The organism is Aeromonas sp. QDB68 (genome assembly GCF_027707405.1).
GTDB lineage: Bacteria > Pseudomonadota > Gammaproteobacteria > Enterobacterales > Aeromonadaceae > Aeromonas > Aeromonas caviae.
This window is the reverse complement of sequence record NZ_JAPCIQ010000033.1, coordinates 1-14323: the sequence shown is the minus strand read 5'-3', so window position 1 is coordinate 14323 and position 14323 is coordinate 1. Positions and strand designations below refer to the sequence as shown.

General features: G+C 59.7%; 12 protein-coding genes. 5 read left to right on the top strand and 7 right to left on the bottom strand.

Translation table 11 applies throughout. The features are described 5' to 3' along the window. Positions 1 to 66 precede the first annotated feature (66 nt). From PG892_RS11765 to PG892_RS11755, 3 genes are all read left to right on the top strand, one after another. A complete protein-coding gene (locus tag PG892_RS11765) occupies positions 67 to 378 on the top strand; it encodes a DUF485 domain-containing protein (protein ID WP_039039049.1) in 312 nt (103 codons plus the stop codon). Beyond that, positions 375 to 2030 (top strand): cation acetate symporter, encoded by a 1656-nt coding sequence (locus PG892_RS11760; protein ID WP_270825426.1) that lies wholly within the window; start codon positions 375 to 377, stop codon positions 2028 to 2030. The genes PG892_RS11765 and PG892_RS11760 overlap by 4 nt, the downstream gene beginning before the upstream one ends. A gap of 210 nt (positions 2031 to 2240) precedes the next feature. Further along, a complete protein-coding gene (locus PG892_RS11755; protein WP_010674576.1) occupies positions 2241 to 3833 on the top strand; it encodes an ABC-F family ATPase in 1593 nt (530 codons plus the stop codon). A gap of 283 nt (positions 3834 to 4116) precedes the next feature. Here PG892_RS11755 and ppiD read toward each other — a convergent pair whose 3' ends face one another. The 6 genes from ppiD to tig all read right to left on the bottom strand — a co-directional run bounded on the left by ppiD (position 4117) and on the right by tig (position 12552). Further along, positions 4117 to 6030: a peptidylprolyl isomerase gene (gene ppiD, locus PG892_RS11750; RefSeq protein WP_161957680.1), complete on the bottom strand. Its 1914-nt coding sequence runs from the start codon at positions 6028 to 6030 to the stop codon at positions 4117 to 4119. A gap of 149 nt (positions 6031 to 6179) precedes the next feature. Next, a complete protein-coding gene (gene hupB, locus PG892_RS11745; RefSeq protein WP_005315375.1) occupies positions 6180 to 6452 on the bottom strand; it encodes a nucleoid-associated protein HU-beta in 273 nt (90 codons plus the stop codon). A 240-nt stretch (positions 6453 to 6692) separates the two neighbouring features. After that, complete coding sequence (lon, locus tag PG892_RS11740; RefSeq protein ID WP_010674574.1) at positions 6693 to 9047, bottom strand: endopeptidase La; 2355 nt, start codon at positions 9045 to 9047, stop codon at positions 6693 to 6695. 139 nt (positions 9048 to 9186) lie between these two features. Beyond that, a complete protein-coding gene (clpX, locus tag PG892_RS11735; protein ID WP_010674573.1) occupies positions 9187 to 10461 on the bottom strand; it encodes an ATP-dependent protease ATP-binding subunit ClpX in 1275 nt (424 codons plus the stop codon). A 70-nt stretch (positions 10462 to 10531) separates the two neighbouring features. Then, complete coding sequence (gene clpP / locus PG892_RS11730) at positions 10532 to 11155, bottom strand: ATP-dependent Clp endopeptidase proteolytic subunit ClpP (RefSeq protein ID WP_005324106.1); 624 nt, start codon at positions 11153 to 11155, stop codon at positions 10532 to 10534. An 86-nt stretch (positions 11156 to 11241) separates the two neighbouring features. Further along, positions 11242 to 12552 carry a trigger factor gene (gene tig / locus PG892_RS11725; protein WP_010674572.1) on the bottom strand — a complete coding sequence of 437 codons (1311 nt, stop codon included), beginning with the start codon at positions 12550 to 12552 and terminating at the stop codon, positions 11242 to 11244. Between the two features lie 430 nt (positions 12553 to 12982). On the opposite strand from tig, the gene PG892_RS11720 reads away from it, so the two are divergent. Further along, positions 12983 to 13417: a YccF domain-containing protein gene (locus tag PG892_RS11720; protein WP_042016081.1), complete on the top strand. Its 435-nt coding sequence runs from the start codon at positions 12983 to 12985 to the stop codon at positions 13415 to 13417. 84 nt (positions 13418 to 13501) lie between these two features. Continuing rightward, on the top strand, positions 13502 to 14092 hold the full coding sequence (gene yfbR, locus PG892_RS11715; protein WP_010674569.1) for a 5'-deoxynucleotidase: 591 nt from the start codon (positions 13502 to 13504) through the stop codon (positions 14090 to 14092). A gap of 23 nt (positions 14093 to 14115) precedes the next feature. Here yfbR and PG892_RS11710 read toward each other — a convergent pair. After that, positions 14116 to 14323: hypothetical protein (locus tag PG892_RS11710; RefSeq protein WP_270825424.1), on the bottom strand; the 208-nt coding region annotated here is incomplete at its 5' end.

Sequence of the window (14323 nt, the reverse complement as noted above, 5' to 3'; positions counted from 1 at the left end):
ACAGCCGTGCTGTCCGGTAGGGAACCCCTCATCCACCGCTGACATTCACTGTCATGGAGAACTGCAATGGAACAGCAACCGTATCTTCGGATCCAGCAAGATCCCAACTTCCAGGCACTGGTCGCCAAACGCCAGCGTTTTGCCTGGACCCTCTCCATCCTGATGCTGGGGCTCTACCTGGCGTTCATCCTGCTCATCGCCTTTGCGCCGGGCTGGCTTGGCACCCCCTTGAGTGAAGGCTCCAGCATCACCCGTGGTATCCCGGTCGGGATTGGTCTCATCGTATCGGCCTTCGTGCTGACCGGTATCTACGTATTTCGTGCCAACGGCGAGTTCGACGAACTGAACCAGAAGATCCTCAAGGGAGCGCAATCATGAAAGGCAAGTTTCTGCTGCCGCTGGCAGGTCTGATCTCCACCCCCTTGCTGGCGGCCGACGCCATCAGCGGCGAGGTGCAACGCCAACCCCTCAATATCTCGGCCATCGTGATGTTCGTGATCTTCGTGGCCGCGACCCTGTTCATCACCTACTGGGCCTCCAAGCGCAACCGCTCGGCTTCCGACTACTACGCCGCCGGCAGGCGCATCACCGGCTTCCAGAACGGTCTGGCCATCGCCGGTGACTACATGTCCGCCGCCTCCTTCCTCGGCATCTCCGCCCTGGTCTATACCTCGGGCTACGACGGTCTCATCTACTCCATCGGCTTCCTGGTGGGCTGGCCCATCATCCTGTTCCTGATCGCGGAGCGGCTGCGCAACCTCGGCAAGTACACCTTTGCCGACGTGGCCTCCTACCGCCTCAAGCAGACCTCGGTGCGCAGCCTCTCCGCCAGCGGCTCCCTGGTGGTGGTCGCCCTCTACCTCATCGCCCAGATGGTCGGTGCCGGCAAGCTCATCGAGCTGCTGTTCGGCCTCCAATACCATGTGGCCGTGGTGCTGGTCGGCATCCTGATGGTGCTCTACGTGCTGTTCGGCGGCATGCTGGCCACCACCTGGGTACAGATCATCAAGGCGGTGATGCTGCTCTCCGGTGCCTCCTTCATGGCCATCATGGTGATGAAGTCCGTCAACTTCGACGTCGGTACCCTGTTCAGCGAAGCGGTCAAGGTGCATGCCAATGGTGCGGCCATCATGAGCCCGGGCGGCCTGGTCGCCGACCCCATCTCCGCCATCTCCCTTGGGCTGGCCCTGATGTTCGGTACCGCAGGTCTGCCTCACATCCTGATGCGCTTCTTCACAGTGAGCGATGCCAAGGAAGCCCGTAAATCGGTGTTCTATGCCACCGGCTTCATCGGCTACTTCTACATCCTCACCTTCATCATCGGCTTTGGCGCCATCCTGCTGGTCAGCACCAACCCGGACTTCAAGGACGCCACCGGCGCCCTGCTGGGGGGCACCAACATGGCGGCGGTCCATCTGGCCGATGCGGTGGGCGGCAGCCTGTTCCTGGGCTTCATCTCCGCCGTGGCGTTTGCCACCATACTGGCTGTCGTGGCCGGGCTGACCCTGGCGGGGGCCTCCGCGGTCTCTCACGACCTCTATGCCTGCGTCATCAAGGAAGGCAAGGCCAACGAGGCCGACGAGCTGCGCGTCTCCAAGATGACCACCCTGGTACTGGGTGTGGTCGCCATCGGCCTTGGCATCCTGTTCGAGAAGCAGAACATCGCCTTCATGGTGGGCCTGGCGTTCTCCATCGCGGCGAGCTGCAACTTCCCGGTGCTCTTCCTCTCCATGTTCTGGTCCCGCCTGACCACCCGTGGCGCCGTCTATGGCGGCTGGCTCGGTCTCATCAGCGCCGTGACCCTGATGATCCTGGGCCCCACCGTCTGGGTGAAAGTACTGGGCCATGCCCAGGCCATCTTCCCCTACGAATACCCGGCGCTCTTCTCCATGGGGCTGGCCTTCATCGGGATCTGGTTCTTCTCGGTCACTGACAAGTCCCAGGCAGCCTCCGACGAGCATGCGAAGTTCTTCCCGCAGTTCGTCCGCTCCCAGACCGGGCTCGGTGCCTCTGGCGCCTCCGCCCACTGAGTGGCATCCCACGCATCCAAGCCGGCCCAGTGCCGGCTTTTTTCATGACCGCCCCCTCGCCTCGCCTCTGCAAGAGAGGCCGGAGCCCGTTGCTGGCCTGGTCGTGAAACCTTACCCCCTGCAATGGGGCCAGATCACAGTTCCTGCTAAAACTTTCGGGGGATCTGTGCCATAATGCGCGCCATTTGACAGACCAACCGGGACATTCCAGTGCTTTCAAGCAACAACATCACCATGCAGTTCGGCGCCAAGCCGCTGTTTGAGAACATCAGCGTCAAGTTTGGCGGCGGCAACCGCTACGGCCTCATCGGTGCCAACGGCTGTGGCAAGTCCACCTTCATGAAGATCCTCGGCGGCGATCTCGAACCCACCGGCGGCAATGTGAGCCTGGATGTCAACGAGCGCATCGGTAAGCTGCGCCAGGATCAGTTCGCCTACGAAGAGATGCGCGTGCTGGACGTGGTCATGATGGGCCACACCGAGCTGTGGGCCGCCATCGCCGAACGCGATGCCATCTACGCCAACCTGGAGGCCACCGACGACGACTACATGAAGGCCGCCGAGCTGGAAGGCCTGGTCGCCGAATATGATGGCTACACCGCCGAATCCCGCGCAGGCGAACTGCTGCTGGGTGCCGGTATTCCCATCGAGCAGCACAACGGCCCGATGAGCGAAGTGGCCCCGGGCTGGAAACTGCGGGTACTGCTGGCGCAGGCGCTGTTCTCCAACCCCGACATCCTGTTGCTGGACGAACCGACCAACAACCTGGACATCAACACCATTCGCTGGCTGGAGCAGGTGCTCAACGATCGTGAAAGCACCATGATCATCATCTCTCACGACCGTCACTTCCTGAACTCCGTCTGCACCCACATGGCGGATCTGGACTACGGCGAGCTGCGGGTCTACCCGGGCAACTACGACGAGTACATGCTGGCTGCCACCCAGGCCCGCGAGCGCCTGCTGGCCGACAACGCCAAGAAGAAGGCCCAGATCGCCGATCTGCAATCCTTCGTCTCCCGCTTCAGCGCCAACGCCTCCAAGTCCAGCCAGGCTACCTCCCGCCTCAAGCAGATCGACAAGATCAAGATTGAGGAAGTGAAGGTCTCCAGCCGTCAGAACCCCTTCATCCGCTTCGAGCAGGACAAGAAGCTCTACCGCAACATCCTGGAGATCGAAGGCGTCTCCAAGGGTTATGGCGACGGTCCCCTGTTCAAGGGGCTCAACATGATGCTGGAAGTGGGCGAGAAGGTCGCCATCCTGGGTACCAACGGGATCGGTAAGTCCACCCTGATCAAGACGCTGGTCGGTGCCCTGGCACCGGATACCGGCACCATCAAGTGGTCCGAGAACGCCCAGATCGGCTACTACGCCCAGGATCACGCCGAAGATTTCGACACCGATCTCAATGTGTTCGACTGGATGGCACAGTGGAAGCAGGAAAACGAAGACGAACAGGCGGTGCGCTCCGTGCTGGGTCGTCTGCTCTTCTCCCAGGACGACATCAAGAAGCCGGTCAAGGTGCTCTCCGGTGGTGAACAGGGCCGCATGCTGTTCGGCAAGCTGATGATGCAGCGCCCCAACATCCTCATCATGGACGAACCGACCAACCACCTGGACATGGAATCCATCGAATCCTTGAACCTGGCGCTGGAGATGTACAAGGGCACCCTGATCTTCGTCTCCCACGACCGCGAGTTCGTCTCCTCCCTGGCGACCCGCATCCTGGAACTGACCGAAGACGGCATCCGCGACTTCGGCGGCACCTACGAGGATTACCTGCGCACCCAGGGTGTGGTGTAATCCTCCGCTTTCAAGCAAAGCGATCAGAACCGGCGCCTCGTGCGCCGGTTTTTTTATGCCTCCTTGATCACGCCCCACAGCAAGAGAAGGATTGGGGATAGGGAGAGCAAGAGTACAGAGCGCTGTCATACACCTGTCCCGCTCATCCCCAGCCAGGATAGGCAGCACAGGCCCGTGCCTGGCCCCTTCCCTCCTGCGCCCGCCCGCTCTGCCGGGCTGTCGATGGCACAAAAAAACGGCTCCATCATGGAGCCGTTTTCACACTTGGGGCCGTGAGGCTGACCTACTCGACAGTGGCTTCCACGTCGGTGAAGTATTCGATCTTGGCCGCCTTGCGCAGCTCGTCGATCAGCGACTTGTAGTCGGCCTGTGCCTTGCCCTGACCCAGCTGACCTTGCAGCAGGCTCACCATCTGGGACGGCTCCTTGATGACGTTGACCTTGTCCAGCGCCACCACCACACGATCACCGTTGGCTTCGGTCACCAGCTCGACGCTCGGCTTGCCATCGGTCGGATGGGGCATGCGGAACACCTGGGTCACCAGGTTCTGGTCCATCTCCTGGGCGAAACGGGATACGCCGGTATGGGTATCCACTTTCAGACCCAGCGCGGTCAGGTCGGCCTGAACGTTCTCACCGGCCTTGAGCTTGTCCAGCAGACCCTGGGCCTTGCCACGGGCCACTTCACTGGCCTTGTCGTGCTTGATGGCGGTGATCACCTGCTCTTTCACCTCGGCAAGCGGCTTGGCCGCCTTCGGCTGGTGACCCATGATGTGCAGCACCAGCGCCTTGCCGTCGGCCAGCTCGATCACGTCGGAGTTGGTGTTGTCATCACGCAGCTGTTCGGAGAACGCCACGGAGAGCACCTTGGGATCATTGAGCGGTGCCGGCGCATCGGCCTGGCTGAAATAGCCGGTGGACTGCACCTGGAGGCCCATGGCTTCGGCGGTCAAGTCCAGGGAGTCCGGGTTCTCGAAGCTGCTGTCGGCCATCTTCTGCTGTTCGGCGAAGAACTGCTCCTTGGCCTTCTCAGACTGCAGACGGGCGATGGTATCGCTCATCACGTCCACGAAGGGCTTGGTCTTGGCAGGCTCGACGGCCAGCAGCTTGATGATGTGGAAGCCGAATGGGCTCTTCACCACGGCGGAGAGATCGCCAGCCTTGGCCAGCGCGAACGCGGCTTTCTCGAAGGCAGGATCCATCACCCCTTTCTCGAACCAGTCGAGCTCCCCGCCCTTCTTCGCGGAGAAGGTATCGGAGGAGTCGGCCTTGGCCAGCGCGGCGAAATCGTCACCCGCCTTGGCCTTGGCCAGCACGGCCTCGGCTTTCTGCTCGGCGGCCTTTTCATCCTTGCCAAACGGGATCAGGATGTGCGCCACCTGACGGCGCTCGGGACGCTGGAACAGATCCTGATGCTGGTCGTAGTAATCCTGGGCATCCTGCTCGGTGACCTTGATGTTCTTGCCAAGGTTCGCGGCATCGAGCAGCAGATAGTCGACCTTGACCGTCTCGTCGTTCATGAAGCGAGCACTGTTGGCCTTGTAGAACTGCTCCACCTCGGCATCGCTCACCTCGATCCCGTCCACATAGGCGGAAGCGGCCAGACGGATCAGGCGCAGGTCACGGGTCTGGTTGTAGAGACGATCCAGTTGCTCGGCTTCACCCTTGAGGGCGAACTCCGATCCCAGCACGGCGCCCATCAATTGCTGGCGCACCATGTCCTGGCGCAGGGAGTCGCGGAACATCTCGGGGGTCATGCCGGCACGGCGAATGAGCTGCAGGTAGCGGTCATTGCTGAACTTGCCGTTCTCGGCAAACTCGGGCATGGCGACGATGGCCTGCTTGATTTGCTCATCGCTGACGCGCAGACCCAGGGAGCGAGCCTTGTCATCGATCAGCGCCTGATCGATCAGACGGTCCAGCACGCCACGGCGGAACTGTTTCATGTAATCGGGATTGGCGGCCAGCTGGTTGAAGGCCTCACCCATTTGGGATTCCATGCGGGCCCGCTCATTGCGGTAGGCATTCTCCAGTGCGGGGGCACTGATGTCATTGCCGTTGACGGTGGCGGGGGCGGTACGTGCCGGGCCATTGAGGTAGCTGCCTACGCCGGCCAAGGCAAAGGAGAGGATGATCAGGCCCAAGATAACCTTGGCTACCTTGCCCTGCGCCCCTTCGCGTAGTTTATCCAACATCATGTTTGTACTTATGCTCCCGAACTCGATGGGCGTAAATAATGAAAAGGCGCACCGATTGCGATGCGCCTTGGTCAAGCAGTATGAGGGAGAGCCCTCTCACTTGTCTGGTCAGAGACCAAGGACGGTGCCGATAGATATCAGCGACCGGCTTAGTTGACCGCGTCTTTCAGGGCCTTGCCGGCTTTGAAGGCAGGAACTTTACCGGCAGCGATTTCGATGGTCGCACCAGTTTGCGGGTTGCGGCCGGAACGGGCTGCACGCTCGCGAACGGCGAAAGTACCGAAACCAACCAGAGCAACCTGGTCACCCTCTTTCAGGGCTTCGCCCACGGCATCGATGAAGGCATCCAGCGCACGACCAGCGGCAGCTTTGGAGATATCAGCACCGTCTGCAATCTTGTCAATCAGTTGAGATTTATTCACTCTTATATTCCCCTTTTATCGAACATCGCTGCGGCGCTGATTTCCCTGGCCACAACAAGTGGAGGTTTTATAACAAGCCTCCTGATCAGTTGCAAGTGACAATCTGGCGCAAACCCGCGCCACATCACGCATTGCGACTCATCATGAGTACCCGATCGGTGGTCAAGGCTACTTCCGTTGTCCGGTGCATGCAAGCCTTAACCCCCCCCCGAATGCGCCAAATTTGCGGCGCATCAACATTTACACGACAGAAACGCGTTCGAAACCTTGCGGATTGTCCTGCAACGCCAGTGCAAGCACCTCATCAATCCAGCGAACCGGATAGATTTCAAGATCTTGTTTGACGTTGGCCGGGATCTCCTCGAGGTCACGTTCGTTCTCTTTCGGGATCAGCACACGCTTGATGCCACCACGGTGGGCCGCCAGCAGTTTCTCCTTGAGACCACCGATGGGCAACACCTCGCCACGCAGGGTGATTTCACCCGTCATGGCCACGTCGGCACGCACCGGGTTGCCGGTGAGGCTGGAGACCAGGGCGGTACACATGGCGATACCGGCGCTCGGGCCGTCTTTCGGGGTCGCCCCTTCCGGCACGTGCACGTGGATGTCGCGCTTCTCGTAGAAGTCGCCGTTGATACGCAGCTTCTCGGCACGGGCTCGCACCACTGTCATGGCCGCCTGGATGGACTCCTGCATCACGTCACCGAGGGAACCGGTGTAAGTGAGCTTGCCCTTGCCCGGCATGTTGGTGGTCTCGATGGTGAGCAGATCGCCCCCCACTTCGGTCCAAGCCAGCCCGCACACCTGACCAATCTGGTTCTGGTCGGTGGCCTTGCCATAGTCAAAGCGCTGTACCCCCAGGAACTCCTTGAGGTTCTCCTGGTTGACCTGAACATGCTTGATGCTCTTGTCCAGCAGGATGCGTTTGACTGCCTTGCGACAGATTTTGGAGATTTCACGCTCCAGGCTGCGCACACCCGCCTCGCGGGTGTAGTAGCGAATCACCCCGATCAGCGCCGAATCCTCGATGGTGATCTCGGAAGGCTTCAGGCCGTTGCGCTGGATCTGCTTGGCCACCAGGTGCTGCTTGGCAATGTTGAGCTTCTCGTCCTCGGTGTAACCGGACAGACGGATCACTTCCATCCGGTCCAGCAGCGGACCCGGTATGTTCATGGAGTTGGAGGTGGCCACGAACATCACGTCCGACAGGTCATAATCCACTTCCAGATAGTGATCGTTGAAGCTGCTGTTCTGCTCGGGATCCAGCACCTCCAGCAGGGCGGAAGCGGGATCGCCACGCATGTCCGAGCTCATCTTGTCGATTTCGTCGAGCAGGAACAGCGGGTTCTTCACGCCGACTTTCGCCATCTTCTGGATGAGCTTGCCGGGCATGGAGCCGATGTAGGTACGGCGGTGACCACGGATCTCCGCCTCGTCACGCACCCCACCCAGGGCCATGCGCACATACTTGCGGCCGGTGGCCTTGGCGATGGACTGGCCCAGGGAAGTCTTGCCCACCCCGGGAGGCCCGACCAGGCAGAGGATGGGGCCCTTAAGCTTGTTCACACGCGCCTGCACTGCCAGGTATTCGAGGATGCGATCCTTGACCTTGTCCAGGCCATAGTGATCCGCATCCAGCACCTCCTGGGCCTTGCCTAGGTCTTTCTTGACCTTGGAGCGGGCCTTCCAGGGCACCTGCACCATCCAGTCCACATAGCTGCGCACCACGGTGGCTTCCGCCGACATGGGGGACATCATCTTGAGCTTGGCGAGCTCGGCCTGGGCCTTCTCGCGGGCATCCTCCGGCATCCCGGCCTCTTCAATCTTGCGATTGAGGGCTTCGAATTCATCCGGGCTGTCTTCCAGCTCACCCAGCTCTTTCTGGATGGCCTTCATCTGCTCGTTGAGGTAATACTCCCGCTGGCTCTTCTCCATCTGCTTCTTGACCCGAGAGCGGATGCGTTTCTCGACCTGCAACAGGTCGATCTCCGACTCCATCATGGCCATCAGAAACTCGATGCGCTCGGACACGGAGGCGATTTCCAGCACCTTCTGCTTGTCTTCGAGCTTGAGCGGCATGTGGGCAGCCATGGTATCGGCCAGGCGCGCCGCATCGTCAATCGCCGAAATCGAGGTGAGTACCTCGGGCGGGATCTTCTTGTTGAGCTTGATGTAACCTTCGAACTGGCCGATGGCAGAGCGCACCAGCACGTCCTGATCCTTCTCCTCGATGGGGGCGGACGCGATGTACTGGGCCTCACCGACAAAGAAGTCGCGATCGTCGATCATCCGCTCAAGGCGGGCACGCTGGCCCCCCTCCACCAGCACCTTGACGGTGCCGTCCGGCAGCTTGAGCATCTGCAGAATATTGGCCACTGTCCCGACGGAGAAAATTTCCTCCACCGTCGGTTCGTCAGTCGACGCATCCTTCTGGGCCACCAGCAGGACTTTCTTGTCCTGCTCCATGGCCGCTTCCAGACAGCGAATGGATTTTTCCCGCCCCACAAAGAGTGGAATGACCATGTGGGGATAGACCACCACGTCACGAAGAGGCAGGACGGGAATCTCGATGCGTTCTGAACGCTCTAGGTTCATATATGTCCTCTCGGCTTGTTATACCGTTGGCAAAGGCTTGGCTGAGTATATGGGGGCGCAAAGATGAGATTCAATCGCCTTGGCCGTAAAAAGCATGAAAGGGGCAAAAAGCCCCTTTATGTGATTAAAAATCAGACAGTTACTCTGAGGCTGCGGCCTGAGTCTCGGGATTGTCGTAGATCATCAGGGGCGCGGAGTCTCCCTTGATCACCGTCTCGTCGATCACCACCTTGCTGACCCCTTTCAGGGAGGGCAGGTCATACATGGTGTCGAGCAGTACGGCCTCGACAATGGAACGCAGACCCCGGGCACCGGTTTTGCGCTCCATGGCCTTGCGGGCAATGGCATTGAGCGCGTCGTCACGAAACTCCAGCTCCACCTCTTCCAGGGCGAACAGCGCGGCATACTGCTTGGTCAGCGCGTTTTTCGGCTCTTTCAGGATCTGGATGAGGGCAGCCTCGTCAAGCTCGGTCAGGGTCGCGACCACCGGCAGACGGCCGATGAACTCGGGGATGAGACCGTACTTGATGAGATCTTCCGGCTCCACCTTGGCAAAGTTCTCGCTCAGGGTTGCCTTGGCATTCTTGGATTTCACCTCGGCGCCAAAACCGATGCCGGTGCCCTTGACGGAGCGCTGCTCGATCACCTTGTCCAGCCCCGCGAAAGCACCACCACAGATGAAGAGGATCTTGGAGGTGTCGACCTGCAAAAACTCCTGCTGCGGGTGCTTGCGACCGCCCTGGGGCGGCACGGAGGCGATGGTGCCTTCGATCAGTTTCAGCAGTGCCTGCTGCACCCCTTCCCCGGAGACGTCGCGGGTGATGGAGGGGTTGTCCGACTTGCGGGAGATCTTGTCGATCTCGTCGATGTAGACGATACCGCGCTGGGCCTTCTCCACGTCGTAGTCGCACTTTTGCAGCAACTTCTGGATGATGTTCTCCACGTCCTCGCCCACGTAACCGGCTTCGGTCAGGGTGGTGGCATCGGCCATGGTGAAGGGCACATCCAGCAGACGAGCCAGGGTCTCGGCCAGCAGAGTCTTGCCGCTGCCGGTGGGGCCAATCAGCAGGATGTTGGATTTGCCCAGCTCCACGCCACCGGACTCGCTGCCGCTGCGAAGACGCTTGTAGTGGTTGTAGACAGCCACTGCCAGCACCTTCTTGGCGTACTCCTGACCGATCACGTAGTCGTCCAGATGGGCGCGGATTTCATGAGGGGTCGGCAGCTCGCTACCATCGCGCTTGGGAGAGATCTCGCGGATCTCTTCGCGGATGATGTCGTTGCACAGCTCGACACACTCATCACATACGTAGACGGAAGGGCCAGCGATCAGCTTGCGCACTTCATGCTGGCTTTTGCCGCAGAAAGAGCAATACAGCAGCTTGTCGCCCTCACCCTTGCGTTTCTCTGTCATTCAGCGACCTCGTTTTATCAATAGAGGATGGATCGTCCTGTTGAGTTTACAACAGGACGGGGTACCCTGCTCAGCCGCGCTGGCTCAGGATGCCGTCAACCAGACCATAGGCAACGGCCTGTTCGGCGGACATGAAGTTGTCACGGTCGGTGTCGCGCTCGATGGTGGCCATGTCCTGACCGGTATGGAACGCCAGACGATCGTTCAGGGTATTCTTGATTTTCAGGATCTCCTGGGCATGGATCTGGATGTCAGAAGCCTGGCCCTGGAAGCCGCCCAGCGGCTGGTGGATCATCACTCGGGCATTGGGCAGGCAGAAACGCTTGCCTTTGGCGCCACCGGCCAGCAGGAAGGCCCCCATGGAGCAGGCCTGCCCCATGCAGACGGTGCTCACGTCCGGCTTGATGAACTGCATGGTGTCATAAATGGACATACCCGCAGTGACGGCGCCACCCGGCGAGTTGATGTAGATGCTGATGTCCTGATCCGGGTTCTCGGACTCCAGGAACAGCAGTTGGGCCACCACCAGGTTCGCCATGTGATCCTCGACCTGACCGGTCAGGAAGATCACCCGCTCTTTCAGCAGACGGGAATAGATGTCGTAGGAACGCTCCCCTTTCGCGGTTTGCTCTACCACCATCGGGATGAGCGCATTGCGTGGGGATTCAGTCACATCGTTATAGTTCTTGTACATAAGGCATTGTCCCTAAAATAAAATGGCCCGAGTGGAGATCACACGAGCCATTATACTTAACAGTTTTGACCTTAAGTCAAATGTTCTTAGGCAGCGGCACCGGACTTGTTGATCACTTCGTCGAAGGCAACTTCTTTCTCGGTGACTTGCGCCTTGGACAGGATCAGATCGATGGCTTGATCTTCAATGGCCAGGTTGCGCACGCCGTTCAGCATCTGCTCGTTCTGCTGATAGTACTCGATCACTTCTTTCGGATCTTCGTAGGCAGTGGCCATGGACTCGATGATGCTGGTCACACGGGCGTCGTCAGCCTTGATCTCGTTGGTGCGGATGACGTCACCCAGCAGCAGACCAACGCGGACACGGCGCTCGGCCTGGGCCTGGAACAGCTCGGCCGGCAGCTCGGGGGCGTTGCCGCCCTGGAAGCCACCGAAGCGCTGCAGAGCCTGCTGACGCAGGGTGTCGATTTCCTGGGCAACAGCAGCCTTCGGCAGATCGATCTGGTTGGCTTCAACCAGGCCGTTCAGTACCTGCTCTTTCACGCTGTTTTTCAGGGCCTGGGCCAGTTCGCGCTCCATGTTCTTGCGCACTTCAGCCTTCAGCTCTTCAACGCTGCCGCTCTCGATGCCGAAACGCTTGACGAACTCTTCGGTCAGCTCGGGCAGCACTTGCTCTTCAACCTTGTGCAGCTTGGAGGCAAACTTGGCAGCCTTGCCCTTCAGGGCTTCGGCGTGGTAGTCAGCCGGGAAAGTCACCTCGATGGTGAACTCGTCGCCCGCTTTCTTGCCCAGGATGGCGTCTTCGAAGCCCGGGATCATGCGGCCAGCGCCCAGTTCCAGGGTGAAGCCTTCAGCCTTGCCACCGTCGAACTCTTCACCGTCGATGGAACCGACGAAGTCCATGGTCACACGCATGCCGTTGGCGGCAGCCACAGCGGCTTCAGTCCAGGTGGCGTGCTGCTTGCGCAGGGTGTCGATCATGTTTTCCAGGTCGCTGTCCTTAACGGTGGCAACCGGCTTCTCGACCTTGATGCTCTCCAGACCGGCAACTTCGAACTCCGGATACACTTCGAAAGTGGCGGTGAACTCGAAATCCTGACCTTCTTTGATCTCTTTCGGATCCATGGTCGGGGCGCCAGCCGGGCTCAGTTTGTTCTCGATGATGGCCTTGATGAAGTTGTTCTGCATCATTTCATCGGCAACGCGGGCGTGAGCCATGGCACCGAACATCTTCTTGATGATGGCAACCGGAGCCTTGCCAGGACGGAAACCGTCGATGCGACGGGTTTTGGCCAGGCCATTCAATTCTTTGCGCACGGCGGCGTCAACGGTAGCGGCCGGTACAGTGATGGTAAGACGGCGTTCCAGACCCTGGGTTGTCTCTACAGAAACTTGCATTCTTTTACCTCGTTCAACTCAGCACTGCGTGCTGACCCTTTATTGCCCCCGGGCAAGCCCGGAGTCTTCCTGTTTATAAAGACAACGACTGTCTTTGTGATGAGAAAATATGACGCGACATTATAGCGGCGTGCAGTGGTCGCGTCGAGCCGCACATCCCCCATCCGGGGCACAGACAGCACAATTTGCGCAAGACTTTCTCCTATATGGGGAAGCCTTGCACCGAGTTCAAGCATTCCATCCGCAATAATTTGCACTGGCTCACTCTTTTTCACGGCGAACGGGCCATTTTGATCGCCATCCGCCGCCAATCAGGCACAAAAATGGCGTGCTGCGACCCAAATTGTCCACCTTCTCGCCTGCGCCATTGCGTCCCCCGGCAGGGCTCGCTATGGTGACAACCAATTTACGTGCTGCTGGAGTCACCCACATGTCCTTTTTCCGCTTCTTGTTCAATCTGCTCTGGTTCGTGCTGGGAGGCGTCTTCATGGGGCTGGCCTGGTGGCTGGCGGGGCTGCTCTGCTTCATCTCCCTCATCGGGATCCCCTGGGGACGCGCCTGCTTCGTCATCGGCACTTTCACCTTCTTCCCGTTTGGCAAGCAGGCGGTGAGCCGCAAGAGCATGACGGGCCAGAGCGACATCGGCACCGGTGCCCTGGGGCTGATTGGCAACATTCTCTGGTTTGTGCTCATCGGGGTCTGGCTGGCCATCGGCCACATCGCCTCGGCGCTGGCCTGTTTCGTCACCATCGTCGGCATCCCGTTCGGCATCCAGCACCTCAAGCTGGCCCTCATCAGCCTTGCCCCCATCGGCCAGATGATAGTGACCAACCACGAGGCCGAATCGGGCCGCTACATCCGCTGACAGCCCATCTCAGACTATCCTTGCGGGTGGAAAAAAGGGCAGACTAGGGTCTGCCCTTTTTCATTGCCCCATTCGAGGTCTTTCATGCTGCCCAGCCATTTTTTTGCCAACCTCGCCCGTATGCGCCTCATCTACCGCTGGCCCCTGATGCGCAACATCCAGCCCGAAAACATCGCCGAGCACAGCTTGCAGGTTGCCATGGTGGCCCACGCCCTCGGCCTTATCAGCAATCGCCTGTTCGGCGCTCAGGTGGATGCAGACCGGGCCGCCGTCATGGCCCTCTACCACGACAGCAGCGAGGTGCTGACCGGGGATCTGCCCACCCCGGTCAAGTACTTCAATCCCGAAATCGCCCGTGAATACAAGAAGATTGAGCTTGCCGCCGAGCAGCGCCTGCTGGGCATGTTGCCGCCTGAGCTGGTCGAGGACTTTCGCCCCCTGCTCGACTCCGGCGCCCAGGACGAGGCCCTCACCAGCCTGGTGAAGGATGCAGACACCCTCTGTGCCTACACCAAGTGTCTGGAGGAGCTGAGCGTCGGCAACCGGGAGTTCGAGCCCGCGCGAAAGCGCCTCGAGCAGATGCTGGACGCCAGGATGAACCCCGCCATGCGCTACTTCATCGATGTCTTCGTGGGGAGTTTTTCACTGCCTCTCGATGAGTTGAATGCCCATTGATGCCATCAACACGGCACCGGGCATCATCTCCTCCTGCGTATTGCCTCGATAACCGCCACTTCGGGGGGTTCCCCACAAAAGAGTGACAATAAAAAGGTTCTTCGCGGGATCCTGGGAAAGTGGAAGTTGACAGACAGGGTGCTGGTAAACTGGTTGTCTCCAAACACACCACCACCATCACCCTGCTGTCGCCGTGCATCATATTGATATTGCCTCCTTCTGGCCAGGTTA